The following is a 21,558-nucleotide window of genomic DNA, read 5'->3' on the forward strand; positions in this document are numbered from 1 at the left end:
TACGGGATTTATTTACCTAATTTCCCTACGGGAAAATACGAACGTACTAGCAAGCAGCGCACTTGTAGATGGGTATCATGGGCACATTCTTATTACTTGCCGCAGAAGCCAACGCCGTTGGCTCTGAATTGGCAGAAGGCGCGGCAGAGGGTGGTTTTGGTCTAAATCTAGACCTTTTTGAAACCAATCTCATCAATCTAGCGATTCTGGTTGGCATATTATTCTACTTCGGACGTAAAGTTTTAAGCAATATCCTGAACGAGCGACAATCCAATATTGCCACCGCAATTCAGGAAGCAGAAGCACGGTTAAAAGAGGCAAAGATTGCCCTCTCCCAAGCACAAGAGCAGTTAACCCAGTCTCAAGCAGAGGCACAACGCATCCGTAAATCTGCTGAAGAAAACGCCCAAAAAGCGAAAGAAGCCTTGTTAGCGAAGGCGGCACAAGACGTAGAACGCTTGAAACAAACAGCAGCAGCGGATTTAAACACCGAAACAGAGCGAGCGATTGCCCAACTGCGGCAACGGGTAGCGACTCTAGCATTGCAAAAAGTCGAATCGCAACTCAAAGGCGGGATTGCCGACGATGCTCAACAAACTTTAATTGACCGTAGCATCGCACAACTCGGAGGCAATGTATGACAAGTCAAGTAGCGACAGCTGAAGTAGCCCAGCCTTATGCACAGGCACTTTTGTCAATAGCGCAATCGAAAAATTTGACAGAAGAGTTCGGGGAAGATGCGCGTACTTTCCTGAGCCTGCTGAGAGCAGACAAACAGCTACAAAACTTCTTTGGCAACCCTTTTATTCAGTCTGAGAGTAAAAAGGCTCTCATCAAACAAATAGTTGGTGAAGGCGCTAATCCCTACTTACGCAATTTTTTGCTAGTACTGGTAGATAAGCGACGCATTGCCTTCTTGGAACCGATTTTACAGCAATATCTGGCGCTGTTGCGGCAGCTGAACCAAACCGTATTAGCGGAAGTAACTTCAGCCATTCCCCTCACAGAAGCTCAACAGCAAGCAATTACAGAAAAAGTGATTGCCATCACTAAAGCTCGCCAAGTCGAACTGGAAACCAAAGTAGACAGCGAATTAATTGGTGGTGTGATTATTAAAGTCGGCTCCCAAGTAATTGACGCTAGTATCCGAGGTCAGCTACGTCGCCTCTCATTGCGCTTAACTAGTGGCTAGAAAGCTATTCAATTTTGGATTTGAGATTTGAGATTTCTCCGTGAATCCAAAATTAAAAATCTAAAATTGTCAAAGCACTCTTGTACAGACGCGTAGACGCTCGAAGAGCGGCTTCTCGTAAGAGAATAATCGCGTCTCTCATCGCTCAGCACTGAATTCAGTCTCGAAAGCAAAAAAGATAGACACATGAGCATATCAATTAGACCAGACGAAATCAGCAGCATTATCCAACAACAAATCGAGCAATACGACCAAGAAGTCAAAGTTGCTAACGTCGGTACTGTCCTGCAAGTTGGTGACGGTATTGCCCGGATCTATGGTCTGGAAAAGGCTATGGCTGGGGAACTTTTAGAATTTGAAGATGGCACAGTCGGTATCGCCCAGAACTTGGAAGAAGACAACGTGGGTGCGGTACTCATGGGTGAAGGTCTGGAAATTCAAGAAGGTAGCTCTGTAACTGCTACTGGTAGAATTGCCCAAGTACCCGTAGGAGATGCCTTAATTGGACGAGTTGTGGATGGTTTGGGTCGTGCTATTGACGGTAAGGGAGACATCAAATCCTCAGAAAGCCGTTTGATTGAATCTCCAGCACCCGGTATTATTGCCCGTCGGTCTGTACACGAACCCATGCAAACGGGTATCACAGCTATTGACTCCATGATTCCCATTGGTCGTGGTCAGCGGGAATTGATTATTGGTGACCGCCAAACTGGCAAAACTGCGATCGCCATTGACACAATCATCAACCAAAAAGAAGAAGATGTAGTATGTGTCTACGTTGCCATCGGTCAAAAAGCTTCCACCGTCGCTAACGTGGTGCAGACATTGCAAGAAAAGGGCGCAATGGACTATACCGTCGTCGTCGCCGCTAATGCCAGTGACCCAGCTACCTTACAATACCTAGCTCCCTACACAGGCGCAACTATTGCTGAGTACTTCATGTACAAAGGCAAAGCTACCTTGGTAATTTACGATGATCTTTCCAAGCAAGCCCAAGCTTACCGCCAAATGTCCTTGTTGCTGCGTCGTCCACCCGGACGCGAAGCGTACCCTGGAGATGTATTCTACATCCACTCCCGCTTGTTAGAAAGAGCAGCAAAGCTCAGTGACGAATTAGGTAAAGGCAGTATGACTGCCCTGCCAATCATCGAAACCCAAGCAGGTGACGTTTCGGCTTACATTCCTACCAACGTAATTTCTATTACCGATGGTCAGATATTCCTCTCTTCTGACTTGTTTAACGCTGGTATCCGTCCCGCTGTGAACCCGGGTATTTCCGTATCCCGCGTAGGTTCTGCGGCTCAAACCAAGGCAATGAAAAAAGTTGCTGGTAAAATTAAATTAGAACTGGCACAATTTGACGACCTGCAAGCATTCGCGCAATTTGCTTCTGACTTAGATAAAGCCACTCAAGACCAGTTGGCACGGGGTCAACGCTTGCGGGAATTGCTAAAACAGCCACAAAACGCTCCTCTGTCAGTATACGAGCAAGTGGCAATTCTTTATGCTGGTATCAACGGTTACTTAGATGATATACCAGTAGATAAAGTCACCGTCTTTACCCAAGGTCTGCGGGACTACTTAAAAACTGGTAAACCCCAGTACGCCCAAGGAGTGCAAGCTTCCAAAGCATTAGGTGACACAGAAGAATCTGCCTTGAAGGAAGCACTCACCGAATACAAGAAGACCTTCAAAGCAACAGCGTAATTAGTCTTTAGTCATTAGTCATTAGTCATTGGTGAATAACTAAAATGACTAGTGACAAAGCCCAAAGTCTGAGCTAAGGCTTCCTTAAATCAGACGCCACTTGCTTCAAGCCGGGAAATCCAACGCAGTGGCTCAACGGCAGTTCCTTTAAGCGGGGAACCCCGCCAACTGACTGCCTCAACTTTGTAACAGAGGACAAATGACAAATGACTAAGGACAAAGGACAAAAATATGGCCAATCTTAAAGCAATACGCGATCGCATCCAGTCGGTCAAAAACACCAAAAAAATTACAGAAGCTATGCGCCTAGTTGCGGCAGCAAGGGTGCGTCGGGCACAGGAACAAGTGCTAGCAACTCGCCCCTTTGCCGATCGCTTGGCACAAGTATTGTATGGTTTACAAAGCCGTCTCCGGTTTGAAGAAGCAAACCTACCACTGCTGAGAAAACGCCAAGTGAAGTCCGTGGCACTTTTGGTCGTCTCTGGCGATCGGGGTCTATGCGGTGGCTACAATAGTAACGTTATCCGTCGCGCCGAAAACCGCGCCAAGGAACTCAAGGCAGAAGGTGTAGATTATCAATTTGTGCTTGTCGGACGTAAAGCTACACAGTACTTTCAACGCCGCAATCAGCCCATTGATGCCACTTACAGCGGCTTAGAGCAAATTCCTACCGCAGCAGAAGCAACTCAAATTGCCGACCAGCTACTTTCCTTGTTCCTTTCCGAAGAAGTAGACCGGGTTGAATTAATCTATACCAGATTCCTTTCCTTGGTTAGCTCCCGTCCTGTGATACAAACCTTGCTACCTCTAGATCCACAAGGTCTAGAAGCAGGTGATGACGAAATTTTCCGCTTGACAACCCGTGGCGGTAAATTTGAAGTAGAACGGGAGAAAGTCACCAAGCAAGTGCGGCCATTAGCTCCTGACATGATTTTCGAGCAAGATCCGCTACAGATTCTCGATTCTTTGTTGCCCCTGTATCTGAGTAACCAGCTATTGCGGGCGCTGCAAGAATCAGCGGCTAGCGAACTAGCAGCCCGCATGACAGCTATGAGTAATGCCAGCGAGAACGCTGGTGAATTAATTAACACTCTCACCCTGTCTTACAACAAAGCCCGACAAGCGGCAATTACTCAAGAACTCCTTGAAGTTGTGGGTGGTGCCGAAGCATTAACTTAGGAAAATACTTGTTGTGGATCGTTGAAAATAGCCAATTGCTAGTTATTTTAAAATTAGCGATTGGCTATTTTTAGTGATTGAAGCCATTTGTACTGGCTTTAATACGAATTAAAAATCGCGTATTATAATAGAAATATCAACCGCATGGGTCCGTCACGGTTTCGACAGGTTGGCGAACGCTGCTCTGTGATTCAGGTCGAGAGTGAGTCTCCTCTCGGAAATCAAAGGCTCAAAACAAAAGTAAATGCGAATAACATCGTAAAATTTGCTCGTCGGGAAGCTCTAGTAGCAGCCTAAAACACCTCTTACAGGTTCGAGCGTCTTTAGTTTGACTCCGTTAAGGACTGAAGACAAAACCCCAACGGATGCTCTAGCAAGCGTTCTCTGGTTGGCTTGCTGGCTAAGATTAAATCAGAGCATCCTACGTTCGGGATAATGAACGATTCCCGCCTTGAGGGTTAGATAGGCTAAACCTGTGAATGAGCGGGGGGTCAATACCCAATTTGGACAGCAGTTCGACTCTGCTCGGATCCACTAACAAAAAAACTAACAAGTCCACCTGATAATTTGATATCAAGGTGGATTTCAATACTACTCGCTTTGTGCATTTTGAACTCAGAATTTGGTTTGGGGAAAAGGTTAAAGGGTAAGGGTTAAAGGTTTTTTCTTTCCCTTTTCCCCTTCCCCTTTTCCCCTTAACCGACAAGTATTGAGGTGGATTTTGTTTTTTGCTGTCTGAACAGAACTACATCATATAGCGGTTTGCAATTGCGTCGAGTACAAACAATTTGTAAGGTAGGACAGCTTTGCTACCCTACCGTGTAACTTATTCAAATGAAAATCGCTACAACTTACCTCACAGCTTCTATCTGTCTTTGGCTATAGTTTGAAAACACTTCCTAAAAAACGAAATTACTGGGGTTACTCAATCCAGAGAGTGTTAATCCGGAACCTGTAATCGTAGTCAAGCTTTGGAAGGTTTTACTATTCCCTAGTCCATCTGCGTCAATATCAAGACTAAAGAGGAGATTAGTACTACCCAAAAGCGATCGCACTCGCACATAACCATCAGCGATCGCATTGGTTCCGTTATAACCACCAGCAACTATACTGTCGAGTAAGCTTGTCAACACAATCTTGTCGTTGCCAATTGAAAAGTCCTTGATGAGGTCAATGCCTTCATTAAGGCTAGTCTATACAATTGAGTCTCGACCATCACCAGTTATAATCAAATCTGCTTTCCCGAAACCTGTGATGATATCGTCTTGAGCAGTTCCTCGCAAGATATCCGAATTAGCCGTACCATTAATGATGTTTTGTTCAGTAAGATTGTTGACAGTGATAGTGAAGGGACTTTCTAAACTTAGTCCTCCCTGGTCAGTGGTACGTAGTCGGATGCTGTAAGAATTCTTGGTTTCAAAATCAGGTGAATTATTGATTCGCAACTGGTTGCCGACGATGCTGAAAGCAGCGTTATCGGTGGAACCAGTTCCAGCAACTAGGCTGTAGGTGAAGGTGTTGCCAGCGTCGGGGTCTATGGTGCTGAAGTTGGCCACTACAGAGTTAGCAGCCACATTTTCGTCGATGCTGGTAGCACTGAGAATTAAGTGCCATTCCCGCCATAAAAAGTACCCAAAAGAGAAAATAGGGCAGTATTTTGGCTGATGGGTAGGATTTGTCCATTACAAAATGCCCAACCTTTAGGAGCAAAAGTACCAGCAAACATGCGAATTTCACCTATGAAATTATCCATATAATCAGCTCTTTGATGATATTGACTTGTGTGAAATATTAAAGGAAGAGGCTTTTGACAACTGCCATTCCATCTGTATGTGGCTAGCCGTGTGACCTGTTTTATAGAATCCCAAGCGCTGATATAGATGGAAGGCTGGATTGTGCCAAATTACTTGTAGCTTGACAATCTGATGGTTTTGTGTAGCCTCATCTAATAGAGTTTGAATCAAACGAGTTCCAATTCCCTGATTTCGATATTTTGGTAGCAGTGCGATCGCCACTAAAAGAATTTCTGTCAGCGTTCTGTCTACTAGAATGCTACCAATGGGGCGGTCGCAGTACTCTACTATCTGATGTTCTGCCTTGGGAAAATTCATCTGATAAGACCAGCGTTGAGCCTTGAATTGCATTTGCAAAAAAGCTTCTCGCTGGGACTGGTTCCAACCCCAAGCATCTAATTCTTCCGCACGAGTGCTGGCATACAACTCAAATAGAAAATTCTCATCTTGGAGGGAGACAGCACGGTAGTTAAGCAAGCTAAAATCAATCATCTATGTGCCCTCAGCAACTATTCTGTACAGGTCAATTTCGCTGTGGGAAAATACCTTCCAGCGCAATGATGAAATTGATTGCCTGAAAGGGTTGCATATTGCTGTGGGGTTGGCTACCACCGACAAAGGGGGCGATCGCATTTGCACTCATAGATACCAATGGATCGCTTGGTCGGGCATACATTTCAAGGGTGCCGGTAGCTGGCACATTATTAACTGGGCTTTTATCTGTGGCAGTAATGACTCCTGGATTTGAATTGGTGTTGGCTGTCAGAGAATGATTATGTTGTGGCAGTTGATCTGTGGTGAGAGTTACAGCTTCCGCTCCAATTGGCTTGCCAATATTGCGGGGAGATAATCCAGTCCCCGTCCCTTGATGGATGGGCGCTCGACCTCGTAAATCAGGCAATGCAAAGTTTGTCTGCCCATCCCCGCCATAGGTTGTACCAATCAAAGCAAATAGGGCATCATTTCCGGAAATGGGGAGTAACTGCCCATCACAGAGCGCCCAACCCACAGGTGCAAAATTTCCCCCGAACATGCGAATTTCGCCTATATACGGATCGCTCATCGTTTCACATACTCCAATTATTGTATCTATGCAATCTCAGTCGTTAATTTTGACGATCTTTGCATTGGATATTACAGAAATATACTGTCAATGCATCGCATAAAATGATACGTTTTAAGTAGCTATATCAACTTCTGTAACCGAAAAACTTTACTTACTGAAATCAATCTTTAATTTCCGCGCTAGGCCTTAGCCAGTAATCAATACCCGGAGCTGTAAACGCCTGACGAATCTCTGCACGTTCGGCATTTAAGATATTTGGTCGAAAAACACCTGGTAAAAATTGTACCGCATAAAGTTCTTGACATCCTGCTAGGAACTCTAGCATTCCCACTGTTTGCCCATTCTGCAAGTCTATGATCGCCACTCCACACAACAACTGCCCAAATCGCTCTTGCACGGGTAAATTGCCAAAAATGTGGCGTTCCCGAATCTGGCAAAGTCCCACTAGGGCATAGGTTCCTACACAAGTTAATCCCCGTAAAAATCCTGGTAAGACACAAACCACATCATGTTCTAGGGTTTGAGGGTTCACACGCCATAACTCTCCCCTGCCAGAATTCAGCAACCACAAATAACCCTGATGCCAGTAGGAAGAATGGGGCATGGAGAGTCCCCGTAACAAAGTTTCATTGTTTTCGACATCAATCAAGATGCCACCTGTGGCTTTGTTAGCACGCCAGCCTCCGACGACATCAGTTTCACCCAGAGCAGTAACATACTTGGGTTGACCGTTAACGAGCGCTAATCCATTCAAGTGACAACGGTCTTCTCGCACGAGCTGAGAAATAAATTTCGGCTGCCAATGGGGAATAAAGTTAAATTGATTACTGAGTGTGGCAAGGCAAGAAAAGCGAGTATTGACTAACCACAGAGTATCTTGCCCAAATAGTAAATCGTGAGTATTTAAATCGCCTGTAAAATATACAACTCGTGGTAGATAAAGAGTATCGTAGCATCCTGGTTGGCCTTCCAGGTAAGAATTAGCAAGTTGAGGAGCATTTGCAAAGATGTAGACTTCTTCTTTGGTAGCCAGCGCTAGACATTGTTCTCCCACAGCCAAGCCCATAGGTTTGGGAAATTGGCGCATCAGTAGAGTTACCTGTTGTCCGTTCCAAGCAATTAAAGCAACCTTATTTGCTTGGTAAGTTGTCAGAGCGATCGCTCCTTTGGCTTGACTCATCCAAGAGACAAAGGAATCTGAAATTGAACAGGCGATCGCTTGACCAGACTGAACGGTAGTATTAGATGATTGGCTCATGGGAGAAATTGGGTTTGGCAAACGACCGGGCGATCGCCCCTTCAGTTTGACTGTTACTGTGGTTGTAGTCAAGATCCGCCATCGCCACCTAATTCTGTCCCAACTTTTGACTTCAATTCGCCTTTGGCATTGTCGCAAGCATATGCCGACGTGGCTTAGCTGCGCCAGTGGAAGCTACCCCTACAACTTTCCCCTAAATTTCCCACTAATTGATTCTGAATCCTGAATTCTAAATTATGAATTCTAGTTATTCTGTTTCTGGAGTTGTGTGGGTGTATTTCCAAACTTCCTTTGCCTTTTTTTGAGTACTCGTCGTAGTCGATCTGCACTTAAATTTACTTGACGTTCAGAGGCCAATTTTTTTGCTAGTTCGTGAGAATTATAAGCCTTTGGTTCTTGAGCTAAGCAATTTTCTAGATAAATCAAATCTGATTCGGAATATCGGGGTTTTCCTCCTCGGCCAGGAGCATCCCACAAGCCTACTAACCCCAACTTTTCCCAGCGATGAAGGGTTTGACGTACTGTTGAAATCGCCCAGTTTAAGCCTTTAGCAATTTGCTCATTTTTTAAGCCACGAGCATTTAACAGTAAAACTTGGGCACGATCTTTGGTACGTTGCGGAATATCTTTAGCTTTTCTTAACTCTTCTAGAGTCAACTTTTCTTCTTCAGTTAGAAAAACTTTCAATCGGCATCCCATATACTATAACCTTTTACACAGTCAATCTTTGACATTTTTATCTCTATATCAGACCTCTAAATTTACTAGGGCACACATTCAAATATTACGCTACAAACTGAGCAATAAGTATTAATGCTGCCGAAGTCTATTTTATGGCTTGCTACACACGAAGTATTGGCTTGAGAATATTTTAAAAGTTGGTAAATCAACATCAAAAATTAGGCATTTTAAATAGTAGAGCCTTAGTCTCTATAGATACGTTTATTGCATAGCCAGACGCCGTAGCTGAGGCTATGAGGACAATAATTTTTAGGTTTTGTCCTGATTAATGCCTAATGCCGATCATACAAAACTCTATCATTAAACTTTTTTAATCCTTCATATTTGTACAGGCATTTATCAAAACTTTAAAAATTGTTTTGCCACTATTTTAGACTTGGATGAGCAGAAAAATGATTTACAAACCCAGTTTTTTTGATTCCACTGCTTTGAGTAAATTAGCTTTGATTTTCTCCCAAAACATATCTGCTTCTTCTAGTTTACATAAAGTTTACATTTTAGGTAGTAAATTTTCGTGGAGAAAACAAGAATATTTAATATCCATTGGAGAAAGCACTGCTGAGTGGTTATTATTTGATGATTGTACAAAATCTACAATAAAATTTTCTTACCTTTCATACCTTTCTTACCTTTCATACTTTTCTGACTTTTCTTACCTTTCTTCCCTAGTTATGAGAGAGGGGAACGTTTATTTATGTTTAACGATATAGAAACGAACTCTACCTGAGATGAACCTCAAGTTTAAACGCAGAATTGATGTAAATGACGTAAATTAAATTTTATTTTTTATAGTATTGATTTTAAATAAAATATTGCTTGATGCATTACCTAATAAATCAGAAGCTAAAATGTGCGATCGCCTAATATTTTGCTCTGATAAATCAAAGGTTAATTTCTGATTTATGGTATGTCATTACCATTCATAATTTTTTTCATATTTTGAATAACTTTGGAATTTTTTTAACTTTGATATTAAAAAAGATATTATGTACATGATATTTTATAATTACAAGACAATTTATTATTAGCAAAAATATATACTCAGTATATATTGATATACAAATTAGTATTTAGTATATTTTTGGAGTTAAAAACAATGCAGATAAATAGCAATAATTAATACAAGTTAAAAATTACAAAAACTAATATTCATTACAACTTTAAAAAAAAATTATAGGGATAATGGAAACAGAAAAAATCTGTTAATTTGCGCTCGGAGACGGATAATGGTAGCGATCGCAGAGAACGTTCAACATCGGCTAACTATACAAACTGTAGAAATTGCCCCTAATACAACGGCGATTCGCTCTCTTGATTGGGATCGCGATCGCTTCGATATCGAATTCGGACTGCAAAATGGTACAACCTACAATTCATATCTAATTAGGGGCGAACAAACAGTTTTGATTGATACTTCTCACCAGAAGTTTCGCCAGCTGTATTTAGAGACTCTAAAAGGTCTTGTTAACCCCAAGACAATAGATTACATAATTGTTAGTCACACAGAGCCAGACCATAGCGGCTTAGTAGAAGATGTGCTTCAGTTAGCGCCGAGAGCCACCGTTTTAGCTTCCAAAGTTGCATTGCAATTTTTGGAAGGTTTAGTACACGATCCATTTTCAAAACGGATTGTTAAAAGTGGCGATCGCATAGATATCGGCAAAGGACACGAAATCGAATTCGTGAGTGCGCCTAACCTGCACTGGCCGGACACAATCTTCAGCTTTGACCGCAAAACCCAAATCATCTATACCTGTGATGCCTTTGGGATGCACTTTTGTGACGATCGCACCTTCGACGAAGATTTAGAAGCGATCGAAGCTGACTTTAGATTTTACTACGACTGCTTGATGGGTCCTAACGCTCGTTCTCTGGTGAATGCCATGAAGAGAATGAGTGAACTGGGGAAAATTAACATTATCGCCAATGGTCACGGGCCTTTATTACACCATCATTTAGATGTTCTAACTGGATGTTACGAAACTTGGAGCCACAGACAAGTCAAAGCAGAAACAACAGTTGGCTTGTTCTTTGTCTCAGATTACGGACATGCTGAACGCCTTGGTCACGCAATTGCCGAGGGAATCCAGAAAACAGGAGTTGGGGTAGAAGTCCTAGATCTCAGTACTGCCCAGAGCCAAGAAATCCAAGAACTAGCCGGGAGAGCAGCTGGCATCATTATCGGTATGCCACCAAGTACCGCCGCCGCCGCCCAAGCTGGTATCAGTTCCCTACTAGCTGTCGCCAAGAACAAGCAAGTGGTTGGGCTGTTTGAATGTTATGGCGGAGATGATGAACCCATTGATACACTCCGGAGAAAATTTATTGACTCTGGCATCAAAGAAGCCTTTCCCGCCATTCGGATTAAAGAAGCTCCCACAGCATCCACATTCCAATTGTGTGAAGAAGCAGGTACAGACTTGGGACAATTGCTGGTGCGCGATCGCAACATCAAGCAAATCAAATCCCTTGATGTCAACATGGAAAAAGCCTTGGGTCGCATTAGCAGCGGGCTGTACATCGTTACCACCAAAAAAGATGATGTCAGCAGTGCCATGCTAGCCTCCTGGGTGACACAAGCGAGTTTGCAACCACTAGGATTCACAATAGCCGTTGCCAAAGACCGCGCCATTGATTCCTTAATGCAAGTAGGCGATCGCTTCGTCCTCAACGTGTTGGAAGAAGGCAATTATCAAGAACTCAAAAAGCACTTTCTCAAGCGCTTGCATCCTGGTGCTGACAGATTTGCCGGAGTCAAAACTCAAACTGCCAAAAACGGCTCCCCAATTCTGACTGATGCTCTAGCATACATGGAATGTGAAGTACAGAGCAGTATGGAATGCAGCGACCACTGGATTTTATACTGCACCGTCGAAGAAGGTCGCGTCTCCAAAGCCGATGGACTGACAGCCGTTCGTCATCGCAAAGTTGGAAATTACTACTAAGGAATAGCGAATAGGGATTGGGTGCTGGGTACTGAGATAACTTTTCCCCTTTCCCCTTTCCCCTTTCTCCTTTCCCCTTTCCCCTGTACCCTACCTCACTCAACACCTATGATCAATTCCAAGCCACGCGACGTACAAGTTTTACCAATTGCCACAAATAGTAAGGCTCTCAGGGCACGTAGTTGGTCACGTCTGCGGTTTGAAATTGAATACGCACTTGAAAGAGGTACTACCTCCAATTGCTATTTAATTGAAGCTGATAAAACCGCACTAATCGATCCACCGCCAGAAAGTTTTACCGAAATTTATTTAGAGACGTTGCGGCAAACTTTAGATTTGACACGTTTGGATTATGTGATCTTAGGTCATTTTAATCCCAACCGAGTTGCAACCCTCAAAGCAATTTTAGAACTTGCACCACAGGTAACTTTTGTTTGTTCTCTTCCCGGTGCCAACAATTTACGTGCTGCTTTCCTAGACCGGGATTTGCAAGTCTTGGTGATGCGGGGGAAAGAAACTCTGGATTTAGGTAAAGGTCATGTTTTGAAATTCCTCCCCATTCCCAGTCCGCGCTGGCCGGAAGGACTTTGTACCTACGACCAGCAGACCCAAATTCTCTACACAGATAAGTTATTTGCAACTCATATCTGTGGCGATGAAGCCTTTGATGATAATCCGGAGGCGCTTAGAGAAGACCAGCGTTACTACTTTAACTGCCTGATGGCTCCCCAAGCTACTCACGTGCAAGCAGCTTTGGAGAAAATATCAGATTTGCAGGTGAGAATGTATGCTGTGGGTCACGGTCCTTTAGTACGCACCGGCTTAATCCAACTGACCAAAACTTATGGAGAATGGAGCCGTTCTCACAACGATCGCGAAATTTCTGTTGCTTTACTTTATGCTTCAGCTTACGGAAACACAGCAACTTTAGCACAAGCGATGGCTCTGGGACTAACCAAAGGCGGAGTCGCAGTCAAATCGATTAACTGCGAATTTGCTAGCCCTGATGAAATTCGCATCAACTTACAACAGTCAGATGGTTTTATCATCGGTTCTCCTACTATCGGCGGTCATGCACCAACTCCTATTCATACTGCTTTAGGTATTGTGTTATCCAGTGGTGACAACAGCAAACTGGCTGGGGTGTTTGGTTCCTATGGCTGGAGTGGTGAAGCATTCGATTTAATTGAAGGTAAACTCCGGGATGCTGGATACCGTTTGGGTTTTGACACTCTGAAGGTGAAGTTTAAACCAGATGATGTGACCCTCAAATTCTGTGAAGAAGTAGGTACAGATTTTGCCCAAGCACTGAAAAAGGCTAAAAAAGTGCGTGTACCGCAACAAGCGGCGACTCCAGTAGAACAAGCTGTGGGTCGAATTGTTGGTTCCGTTTGCGTGCTGACGGCTAGACAAGGAGAAGTATCTACTGGGATGCTAGGCGCTTGGGTTTCTCAAGCTACCTTTAATCCACCCGGACTGACTGTAGCGATCGCCAAAGACCGAGCGATCGAATCTTTAATGTATCCTGGTGGTAAATTTGCCTTAAATATTTTACCTGATGGCAATCATCAAGATTACATGAAGCATTTCCGTAAATCTTTTGCACCTGGAGAAGATCGATTTGCCAATTTTAGTACAGCAGTTGCAGATAACGGCTGTACCGTTCTGACCGACGCTTTGGCATATCTGGAATGTTCAGTCAACCAACGTATGGAATGTGGCGACCACTGGGTTGTGTATGCAACTGTAGATGAAGGTAAATTGCTCAAGCCTGATGCTGTTACTGCCATCAACCATCGTAAAACCGGTACTCATTACTAATGCGAGTCTGCAAGGCAGGCGCACATCATTATTAGTTAGATAGTCTTAGATCTGCATTTACCTTCCAACCCGCTAGAGAATCAATTCTCTGGCGGGTTGAGCTATTATAATCTTTGCCAAGATAGTTCTTTTGTCTGCTCATCCCAATGCCAGCGTAATAAATTAGCGGTTTGGGCTGGAATAATTCCTGGTAAACCAATTGCTTGCCTTGGTGCATTGGTAGCCAATAAAATCGCACTTTCCACGTTGCAAATTTCCCACTTTACTAAATTCTGCACTCCCACCAATAAGGGTAAAGTCGTTCCTGATAATGTGCCATCTGGTAATCGTGCAGTACCGTTTTTGACTTCAATTTGCCGACTGTCCCAAGGATACACCCCATCAAGTAATCCCAGAGGTGCAAGGGCATCACTAACCAGAAATAGCCCTTTTTCTCCATCGCTGGCACGCAGTAAAATTTGCAGCATCGTAGGTGAAACATGCTCTCCATCGGCAATAAAACCACACATGACATCCGGATTGGTAATTGCTGCCCCTAATAACCCAGGTTGGCGATGATGTAGTGGTGGCATAGCATTGAACGCATGGGTTACCATCGTTGCGCCTAGTTCAAAGGCGCGTTGCCCTTCGATCGCCGTCGCCTGGGAATGTCCTAAACTAACGGTAATTCCCAAAGAACGCAAATATGGAATGACTTCACCACTGGGATCTAATTCTGGCGCTAAGGTGATAACTTTTACAATATGAGCATAATCCCCCAAAACCCTCTTTACCTCCTCAATTGTTAGGGGTAGCAGGTATTCTGCCGGGTGTGCGCCGCGCTTGTGGAAATTCAAAAATGGCCCTTCTAGATGTACTCCGAGAATTTTGGCGGCTGACTTTCCCCCCAAGGTCTGTTTTTCACTAAAATTAGCGATGACTGCAAGCGATCGCTGAATATTTTCTACCGACGTTGTTACAAGTGTCGGTAAAAATCCATCTACTCCTACATTCCACAAATATTGCGTTATTTTCTCAAGAAGATCAGCGTTTTCAGTCCTCAAATCAGGAAATGCTAATCCCAATGCACCGTTAATTTGCAAATCAACGCCACCTAGAGAAATCCAGTCACCTGTTATATTTAGTAGGGTTGCATTGCTCTGCATCCCTACTGTATCCATTGGTAAAATTTGCTCAATTATCCCCTCTTGATTAATCGAGAGCATTTGCAAATCTTTATAACCAGGTACTCTAGCATTGATAATTTCTAGGGGACTTTGTGTTGCTTGAATCATCACATTCGGGAGAATATAGCTAAATCTGATTTTAAATTCAACAATCGACCATTAATCGAAAATTCTATGACTCCTTTAGTTGGTATTATCATGGGCAGCGATTCCGATTTGCCCACTATGAAAGAAGCGATCGCAATTTGTGATGAATTTGGCGTCGAAAATGAAGTGGCGATCGTTTCGGCGCATCGTACTCCAGAACGTATGGTGGAATATGCCAAACTCGCACACCAACGCGGTATTAAAGTAATTATTGCTGGTGCGGGTGGTGCTGCTCATCTACCTGGAATGGTAGCCTCTTTAACTCCTCTTCCTGTGATCGGTGTTCCTGTACCCACCCGTAACTTGCAAGGATTAGATTCTTTATATTCAATAGTACAAATGCCTGGTGGGATTCCTGTAGCAACAGTGGCGATTGGTAATGCCAAAAATGCTGGGCTTTTAGCAGTACAAATACTCGCAACAGCACAACCAGAATTACTAGAAAAAGTCCAAAAATATCGTCAAACCCTATCTGAATCAGTACTCGCCAAGCAAGCCAAACTAGAAAAACTCGGTTATAAGCAATATTTAACAAGTCCTGAATTCTAAGTTCTGAACTTTACATTGTATTGACCTGGAACGCAGCTTCAAAGTAACAAATAGTTAACTTTTCGTATAAAAATTTAATAATGTACAAAATTATCTGATTGTGATATCGGAAAATACTTAGGGACAAAGGATATAGTTGCTTTATTTGTTGTATCAGGAGTTATGTTGTCATAACATATTCCAAAAAATGTATTTAAAAATACAGTTTTTTGGTTCAAGTAAATAGACAATCAATCAAATTTATACCTCAACGTATAAATTTACCAAAGTGCAGCAAGATGTTGTTGAACCTATTACCAACATCAACCATCGCTTTTCCAGCAGCAAAAAGTGAGCAATGAATAACCGTATTCGACCCTGGCATCGCTTAATAGCGCTAGGTATCGGTTCAATGGTATTTGCAGTTTTGGCGCCGACAGTTGTCCAGGCGGCAGATCCTCCTACTGTGCAATCTTTATCGGAAGCGACAACAAAACTGCAAATTTCAATTGATACTACCTGGGTACTATTATCTGGTTTTTTAGTATTCTTTATGCAAACCGGGTTTGCCATGTTAGAAGCAGGTTTACTCCGGCAAAGAAGTGTAGTTAATGCCTTATTGGAAAACTTCATTGATGCCGCTGTAACCATTTTGGCATGGTGGGCGATCGGCTTTGGTATCGCTTTTGGTACGAGTGTTGGCGGTTTGTTTGGTATAGATACCTTCTTCCTGAGTCAGCTACCTGCTGCTGATGGTAGCTATCCATTGGGCGCACCTGGTTCTACAGTCGCTATCAATACCTATACATTGTTCTTCTTCCAATTTGCTTTCGCTGCTACCGCCAGTACCATCACCACCGGTTCAATGGCTGGAAGAACCGATTTTATTGGTGATTTAATTTACAGTGCCATTATGGGTGCGATTAGCTACCCGCTCGTAGTTCACTGGGCTTGGAACGCCAACGGGTGGTTAACCAAGCTGTACTATCATGATTTTGCTGGTGGTTCCGTTGTCCATACTGTAGGTGGCTGGACAGCGCTAATTGGTGCTTATTTACTTGGCCCTCGTCCTGGTCGTCCGGCTTGGGGGACACTACCACCAGCGCATAATTTGGGGTTGGCCACTTTAGGAACAATGATTTTATGGTTTGGCTGGTACGGATTCAACCCTGGTTCAACTCTTAGCACGGCTAATCCAGGATTAATGGGCTTAGTAACAATTAATACTACATTATCCGCAGGAGCGGCGGCACTAGCAACGATTATTTTCCAGTACATCCGCACAGGTAAATGGGATTTGGTTTATTGTCTCAATGGTTCTCTGGCTGGATTAGTAGCAATCACAGCACCTTGCGCTTTCGTTGCTCCTTGGGCAGCGGTTTTGATTGGCTTAACGGGTGGAATTTTGGTTGTACTTGGAGTGGATTTGATCGAGTCACTCCACATCGACGATCCGGTAGGGGCGTTTTCCGTACACGGTATCAATGGCATGATGGGTACTCTCTCAGTAGGCTTCTTCGCTCAATCAGAACTGACGCTGAACAAAAAGGCAGGGTTATTTTTAGGTGGTGGCTTTGATTTGCTGGCTATACAACTTTTGGGTGTAGTTGCGATCGCAATTTTCACCGTTGCCTTCGCCTTTTTAATGTATGGTGGTCTCAAAGCAATAGGACGCTTACGTGTCAATCCCGAAGCCGATCGCATCGGTATTGATGCTTACGAACACGGTGCCTCGGTATGGCCGGATGTTTACGCGATCCCAGAATCAGAAAAAAATCACACTCAGACTCCTGATATCAAAGCTTTTGAGAACGAATAGAGCCTGCGATCGTGCTATTAGCTGAAAAATAGTTATTGCCAATTAATTAGGTTTTTTACCCATACCATATTTCTTATTGGCATTAAATAAACAATTTTGAGCGATTTACTTGCAAAAATGTCTTTTGGAGATAATAAAGATTAAGTAAAGTAGAGTTGATTGTTGGAGAAACAATATCTGAATTTCTCAAAAAGATATACAAAAAATATTTACAGATGTGCCAATATTTTTTTAAACTCCTACTAAGGTTATTTGATTTTCTGGTTTGGAAGCAAGTGGTCTCAAGGAAAAATATCAAAATCCACTGGAATTAACTTCCTACTTGAGTTTTTTCCTATTTTGAACGATGTTTTGAAGGATGATGTTCAAATTCATGTACAAACAAAAATCGAAAACAAAAAGAAGGCATCTGTCTGTAAGAAATTACAGCGAATTTGCACAATCAAACTCAAAAGTCAAGAGATTTTATTTAGCACTTAAGCGACTCACTCCCAGTTGGCAAGCCTGCTTACCTTTAGCCTGTCTGATTGTATTGGGTTGGGGTTATGCCGCAGTTGCCCAAACTCCAGCTGCCGGCCCAACAACAGCAGAACTCAAAGTTGCTATCGATACTTTGTGGGTTGCGATCGCAGCCTTTTTAGTATTCTTCATGAACGCTGGTTTTTGTATGTTAGAAACCGGCTTCTGTCGCCAGAAAAATGCAGTCAACGTTCTTGCCAAAAACTTGATTGTCTTTGCTCTAGCCACCGTTGCTTTTTGGGCAATTGGTTTTGGCTTAATGTTCGGCGATGGCAACGATTTCATTGGCTTGAATGGGTTTTTCTTAGCAGGAGCAGATAACAGTCCCGCTACTGGAAAAGCCTATGAAGGTGTCTTTGATGGTATTAGTTGGGCTGGTGTACCCTTAGCTGCGAAATTTTTATTCCAGCTAGTATTTGCTGGGACAGCAGCAACAATTGTTTCGGGTGCAGTAGCTGAAAGAATTAAGTTTGTTGACTTCCTTATTTTCAGCCTTTTACTTGTAGGTATTGCCTACCCAATCACCGGACACTGGATTTGGGGAGCTGGCTGGCTAGCAGACAAAGGTTTTTGGGATTTTGCTGGTTCTACAGTGGTTCACTCCGTTGGTGGCTGGGCAGCTTTGATGGGAGCAGCATTTCTCGGTCCCCGTATTGGTAAATATCAAGATAAGCAAGTTGTTGCCCTACCAGGCCACAACATGAGTATTGCCACCTTAGGCTGTTTAATTCTTTGGTTGGGCTGGTTTGGTTTCAACCCCGGTTCTGTGATGGCTGCCGATCCTAGTGCAATTACTCACATTGCTTTAACAACCAACATGGCTGCTGCTACTGGTGGTATTGCTGCCACAATTACAGCTTGGCTTTACTTAGGTAAGCCAGACCTCTCAATGATTATCAATGGTATTTTGGCTGGCTTAGTTGGGGTTACAGCCTCTTGTGCCTACGTCAGCATCGGTAGTGCTTTCATCATTGGTTTAATTGCTGGAGTAATCGTAGTTTTCTCTGTCACATTCTTTGACAAACTTGGCATTGATGACCCAGTAGGAGCTACCTCAGTTCACCTAGTTTGCGGTATTTGGGGAACTCTAGCAGTTGGTCTGTGGTCTGTTGGCCCTGGTGTTTACTCCTGGTATGGTGAGGCACTTGGTCCAGCAAAAGGTTTATTTGCAGGTGGTGGCATTGGACAGTTGGGCGTTCAATTTCTGGGCGTTATCTCAGTAGGTGGCATCACTGTTTTACTGAGTAGTATTTTTTGGTTAGTACTAAAAGCTACCTTAGGTATCAGAGTATCCAAACAAGAGGAATTAGAAGGCTTGGATATCGGTGAACACGGCATGGAAGCCTACAGCGGATTCTTGAAAGAAGCTGAGGCAACTGCATTTTCTGAAGGAGAAAGTTCAATTGGAAAATTTTGAACTTCCCCGTGACTAAAGTCGAAGGGATTCTAAATTGTTGCTACGAGGTGCGGTATAATCTGTACCTCGTAGTTTTTTAGTTTTAGGAATTTTGACTTAACGTAGATAAATATTTCTTAAAGCGATCGCCAAGTTGTTCCACCGTCAAATTTTGAGTCCAATATTCCACTAAGGCGTGACCAAATGCCCAAGCATTTTGTTCGGCGGAAGCGGAGTTTTCTAACAGCAACGGCCACAAAGATAGTAAATCAAAATTGAGTGGCTTAGAGTTACCTGTATTCAAAAGCGAGAAAAGCTCATAAGCCATTTGGAGTTTACCAATTACAATTGGTAACTGTTCCACGGGAATTTGTTCTGCTAACACATAAGCCAAGTTTGGAGATCCAGTTGATAAAGTAGAAATAAACTGAAGAACTGGACTTTTGAGCAGTGATGCTAATCCCTTGGTTGTCGCCATTTGAAAAGTGTACTGGTCAATGATTTTGGCAGCAGCAACGGTGCGGACTTCTAGGTTACGCAAAAACCGGGCGAGACGGAGTTGTTTTGCAGGAGCGATCGCATTTACTAATCCCAACGATAGCGCCTCCACTCCCCAAGCCACTCGATTTGTTTTACTGTCAGTTGTAACTACGGGTAAAACTAGATTGCAAAAGTCACCCAGCTGCTTGGCGCGATATTCAGTAGCTTCACGAATTGCAATTTCCTTGGGACGATCGCCCCATTCCCAATCATAAGGCGGTTGCCATTCGCGGATGGGACGCAGACGATCTACCTGAGTCACAACTGCGATCGCCGGTAAATCTGCAATTTCCGCTTTCATCTCTTGGAGAAAGTCTACATCCATCTGTAAAGCAGGATCTAGCGCTGGGGTAGCTAACAACAATAAATCTGCGTTGATAGCATAATCAAGCACTAAAGTTCGTAAATCTGTACGGTTGACTTGTTCATAACCAGGTGTGTCCAAAAGCGTTAGGCTTTCTCCCGTTTGAGATTGCCATTGGTAATTTTGAATGCGATCGGTACTGGGCAAAACATCGACGGCTGCGAGATCTGCTTGAAATAGCGTGTTAATTAAACTGCTTTTTCCCGAACCTGTGCGCCCCACCAGCAGAATATTCACGGGTTTTTGTTCAACCACCTCGGCTGGTTGGGCTTGAGTGAGGATTTCTTTAAGTGTTTGGGTTTTTGCTCTGGGTAAGGTTGGTGTAGTTGAGGATACTGAAACTGGTAAGGTACTACCTCCGTAGAGAGCGATCGCTTGCTTGCATAAGTTCCTCAGGGCAACTTCCCGAAATAATTGACTCAAATTGACCAATAATTGCTCAGTTGCGCGGTTACTGGAACCCTGACTAACTTGTTTTGCTACCGCCGCCACCGGATTTAATAGCCACTGTGCCCAGTTCCAAGCTTTCCAAAATTTTCGAGCAGATGGTTCCAACTTACGGTAGACTCCGTAGGCTTGATATGCTTGTCCTACTGTTACCTGATTCAGTACAGGGGATAAATTTTGCATCCACAAATCCACGTCATCCACTGTTCCCCGAATCAGCCCGTAAGCTTGGGGAACGTAAATATTCAGCAGCGGATATTGAACTTGAGGATTATAAATATGAGCGATCGCTACAACTAAATCCTGACATCGCGTCCAAAAAGTTTGCCAATCTTCCCAAATCGGGCGATCGCTTTGTGCAACTTGCAAAATCTTTTGCAGTGCGGCTTCTGCTTGCTTAGTAGCGTCACTTCCCACCGGTACTACATTATCTTCTGCCGCCGATTCTAATTCTTGCTGAAATTCAGCTAATACAGCTTCTACCTGCTGTAGGGCGGGTTGAGTCCATTTGACTAACAGCCAACGCCAGCCAAGGAATAAAAGAGTGAACACAGCCCAAATCCAATTAATGCCCCACGCATGGATTTGCAAACCAGCGGATACCAGTAAGAAAATGATAATGAAAGCGATCGGCATTGCCAACACAACCCATTGCCACAGCTTTAATCGCACCATTGCCCTATACCTTTTGAGTTTTTGCAAAAATCACTCTTGTAAAAAGTTTATCGTTTTCAATTTAGGCAGGATAAAGCGATCGCTCAAATGCTACTTTTAGATGAGAGTAGCGCAAACAGACTTTACAAGCCTGTTTTTGCTAGCCTTTCAAAGACTAGCTATCTCCAATAACAATTTGGAGGGAATTAACAGAAACATCTTTTTAAGTAGAATGGCGCAAAAAAACCAAAGTATGTAACGGAAAGTAAAGTTGCT

The 21,558-nt window shown here is 43.4% G+C and carries 18 protein-coding genes and 1 other RNA gene; 10 read left to right on the forward strand and 9 right to left on the reverse strand.

What is annotated here, in order from left to right; genetic code table 11:
- Positions 1–68: 68 nt before the first annotated feature.
- From ACM0OY_RS10485 to ssrA, 5 genes are all read left to right on the forward strand, one after another.
- Positions 69–641, forward strand: coding sequence for a F0F1 ATP synthase subunit B (locus ACM0OY_RS10485; protein ID WP_414568791.1), 573 nt, complete (start codon positions 69–71; stop codon positions 639–641).
- Positions 638–1,192: an ATP synthase F1 subunit delta gene (gene atpH, locus ACM0OY_RS10490; protein WP_414568792.1), complete on the forward strand. Its 555-nt coding sequence runs from the start codon at positions 638–640 to the stop codon at positions 1,190–1,192. Before ACM0OY_RS10485 ends, atpH begins: the two co-directional genes overlap by 4 nt.
- Before the next feature lie 186 nt (positions 1,193–1,378).
- Positions 1,379–2,899, forward strand: coding sequence for a F0F1 ATP synthase subunit alpha (gene atpA / locus ACM0OY_RS10495; RefSeq protein WP_414568793.1), 1,521 nt, complete (start codon positions 1,379–1,381; stop codon positions 2,897–2,899).
- Positions 2,900–3,130: 231 nt separating this feature from the next.
- Positions 3,131–4,078, forward strand: a complete 948-nt coding sequence (locus ACM0OY_RS10500; RefSeq protein ID WP_414568794.1) for a F0F1 ATP synthase subunit gamma — start codon at positions 3,131–3,133, stop codon at positions 4,076–4,078.
- 146 nt (positions 4,079–4,224) lie between these two features.
- Positions 4,225–4,615, forward strand: a transfer-messenger RNA (tmRNA) gene (ssrA, locus tag ACM0OY_RS10505).
- Between the two features lie 362 nt (positions 4,616–4,977).
- Here ssrA and ACM0OY_RS10510 read toward each other — a convergent pair.
- The 7 genes from ACM0OY_RS10510 to ACM0OY_RS10540 form a co-directional block, all read right to left on the reverse strand.
- Entirely contained in the window at positions 4,978–5,211 is a 234-nt protein-coding gene (locus ACM0OY_RS10510) for a hypothetical protein (protein ID WP_414568795.1), read from the reverse strand.
- Between the two features lie 60 nt (positions 5,212–5,271).
- Positions 5,272–5,724: a cadherin repeat domain-containing protein gene (locus ACM0OY_RS10515; protein WP_414568809.1), complete on the reverse strand. Its 453-nt coding sequence runs from the start codon at positions 5,722–5,724 to the stop codon at positions 5,272–5,274.
- On the reverse strand, positions 5,682–5,831 hold the full coding sequence (locus tag ACM0OY_RS10520; RefSeq protein WP_414568796.1) for a phage tail protein: 150 nt from the start codon (positions 5,829–5,831) through the stop codon (positions 5,682–5,684). The genes ACM0OY_RS10515 and ACM0OY_RS10520 overlap by 43 nt, the downstream gene beginning before the upstream one ends.
- Positions 5,832–5,835: 4 nt before the next feature.
- Positions 5,836–6,363, reverse strand: coding sequence for a GNAT family N-acetyltransferase (locus tag ACM0OY_RS10525; RefSeq protein WP_414568797.1), 528 nt, complete (start codon positions 6,361–6,363; stop codon positions 5,836–5,838).
- Positions 6,364–6,394: 31 nt separating this feature from the next.
- Positions 6,395–6,934, reverse strand: a complete 540-nt coding sequence (locus ACM0OY_RS10530) for a phage tail protein (RefSeq protein ID WP_414568798.1) — start codon at positions 6,932–6,934, stop codon at positions 6,395–6,397.
- 163 nt (positions 6,935–7,097) lie between these two features.
- The gene (locus ACM0OY_RS10535; protein ID WP_414568799.1) at positions 7,098–8,267 is read right to left on the reverse strand and encodes a TIGR03032 family protein; all 1,170 of its coding nucleotides are present in this window, start codon (positions 8,265–8,267) and stop codon (positions 7,098–7,100) included.
- A gap of 171 nt (positions 8,268–8,438) precedes the next feature.
- Positions 8,439–8,882 carry a helix-turn-helix domain-containing protein gene (locus tag ACM0OY_RS10540; RefSeq protein ID WP_414568800.1) on the reverse strand — a complete coding sequence of 148 codons (444 nt, stop codon included), beginning with the start codon at positions 8,880–8,882 and terminating at the stop codon, positions 8,439–8,441.
- A gap of 1,280 nt (positions 8,883–10,162) precedes the next feature.
- Here ACM0OY_RS10540 and ACM0OY_RS10545 point away from each other — a divergent pair.
- Positions 10,163–11,881, forward strand: a complete 1,719-nt coding sequence (locus ACM0OY_RS10545) for a diflavin flavoprotein (protein ID WP_414568801.1) — start codon at positions 10,163–10,165, stop codon at positions 11,879–11,881.
- A 108-nt stretch (positions 11,882–11,989) separates the two neighbouring features.
- Complete coding sequence (locus ACM0OY_RS10550; protein WP_414568802.1) at positions 11,990–13,702, forward strand: diflavin flavoprotein; 1,713 nt, start codon at positions 11,990–11,992, stop codon at positions 13,700–13,702.
- A gap of 104 nt (positions 13,703–13,806) precedes the next feature.
- Here the strand turns inward: ACM0OY_RS10550 and nagA are convergent, their stop codons facing one another.
- A complete protein-coding gene (gene nagA / locus ACM0OY_RS10555; protein WP_414568803.1) occupies positions 13,807–14,976 on the reverse strand; it encodes an N-acetylglucosamine-6-phosphate deacetylase in 1,170 nt (389 codons plus the stop codon).
- A 66-nt stretch (positions 14,977–15,042) separates the two neighbouring features.
- On the opposite strand from nagA, the gene purE reads away from it, so the two are divergent.
- The 3 genes from purE to ACM0OY_RS10570 all read left to right on the forward strand — a co-directional run bounded on the left by purE (position 15,043) and on the right by ACM0OY_RS10570 (position 19,298).
- Positions 15,043–15,564: a 5-(carboxyamino)imidazole ribonucleotide mutase gene (gene purE / locus ACM0OY_RS10560; protein ID WP_414568804.1), complete on the forward strand. Its 522-nt coding sequence runs from the start codon at positions 15,043–15,045 to the stop codon at positions 15,562–15,564.
- A 337-nt stretch (positions 15,565–15,901) separates the two neighbouring features.
- Positions 15,902–17,362 (forward strand): ammonium transporter, encoded by a 1,461-nt coding sequence (locus ACM0OY_RS10565; RefSeq protein ID WP_414568805.1) that lies wholly within the window; start codon positions 15,902–15,904, stop codon positions 17,360–17,362.
- A gap of 373 nt (positions 17,363–17,735) precedes the next feature.
- Positions 17,736–19,298, forward strand: coding sequence for an ammonium transporter (locus tag ACM0OY_RS10570; protein WP_414568806.1), 1,563 nt, complete (start codon positions 17,736–17,738; stop codon positions 19,296–19,298).
- 82 nt (positions 19,299–19,380) lie between these two features.
- Here the strand turns inward: ACM0OY_RS10570 and ACM0OY_RS10575 are convergent, their stop codons facing one another.
- Positions 19,381–21,303 carry a GTPase family protein gene (locus ACM0OY_RS10575; protein WP_414568807.1) on the reverse strand — a complete coding sequence of 641 codons (1,923 nt, stop codon included), beginning with the start codon at positions 21,301–21,303 and terminating at the stop codon, positions 19,381–19,383.
- Positions 21,304–21,558 lie beyond the last annotated feature (255 nt).

This window comes from Nostoc sp. CCY 9925, from assembly GCF_963920935.1.
Lineage (GTDB): Bacteria > Cyanobacteriota > Cyanobacteriia > Cyanobacteriales > Nostocaceae > Nostoc.

Bases quoted from the DNA above. Each gene is read 5' to 3' on its own strand.
- ACM0OY_RS10485 (WP_414568791.1), top strand. From the start codon at position 69: ATGGGTATCATGGGCACATTCTTATTACTTGCCGCAGAAGCCAACGCC.
- atpH (WP_414568792.1), top strand. From the start codon at position 638: ATGACAAGTCAAGTAGCGACAGCTGAAGTAGCCCAGCCTTATGCACAG.
- atpA (WP_414568793.1), top strand. From the start codon at position 1,379: ATGAGCATATCAATTAGACCAGACGAAATCAGCAGCATTATCCAACAA.
- ACM0OY_RS10500 (WP_414568794.1), top strand. From the start codon at position 3,131: ATGGCCAATCTTAAAGCAATACGCGATCGCATCCAGTCGGTCAAAAAC.
- ACM0OY_RS10520 (WP_414568796.1), bottom strand. From the start codon at position 5,831: ATGGATAATTTCATAGGTGAAATTCGCATGTTTGCTGGTACTTTTGCT.
- ACM0OY_RS10525 (WP_414568797.1), bottom strand. From the start codon at position 6,363: ATGATTGATTTTAGCTTGCTTAACTACCGTGCTGTCTCCCTCCAAGAT.
- ACM0OY_RS10530 (WP_414568798.1), bottom strand. From the start codon at position 6,934: ATGAGCGATCCGTATATAGGCGAAATTCGCATGTTCGGGGGAAATTTT.
- ACM0OY_RS10545 (WP_414568801.1), top strand. From the start codon at position 10,163: ATGGTAGCGATCGCAGAGAACGTTCAACATCGGCTAACTATACAAACT.
- ACM0OY_RS10550 (WP_414568802.1), top strand. From the start codon at position 11,990: ATGATCAATTCCAAGCCACGCGACGTACAAGTTTTACCAATTGCCACA.
- nagA (WP_414568803.1), bottom strand. From the start codon at position 14,976: ATGATTCAAGCAACACAAAGTCCCCTAGAAATTATCAATGCTAGAGTA.
- purE (WP_414568804.1), top strand. From the start codon at position 15,043: ATGACTCCTTTAGTTGGTATTATCATGGGCAGCGATTCCGATTTGCCC.
- ACM0OY_RS10565 (WP_414568805.1), top strand. From the start codon at position 15,902: ATGAATAACCGTATTCGACCCTGGCATCGCTTAATAGCGCTAGGTATC.
- ACM0OY_RS10570 (WP_414568806.1), top strand. From the start codon at position 17,736: ATGTACAAACAAAAATCGAAAACAAAAAGAAGGCATCTGTCTGTAAGA.
- ACM0OY_RS10575 (WP_414568807.1), bottom strand. From the start codon at position 21,303: ATGGTGCGATTAAAGCTGTGGCAATGGGTTGTGTTGGCAATGCCGATC.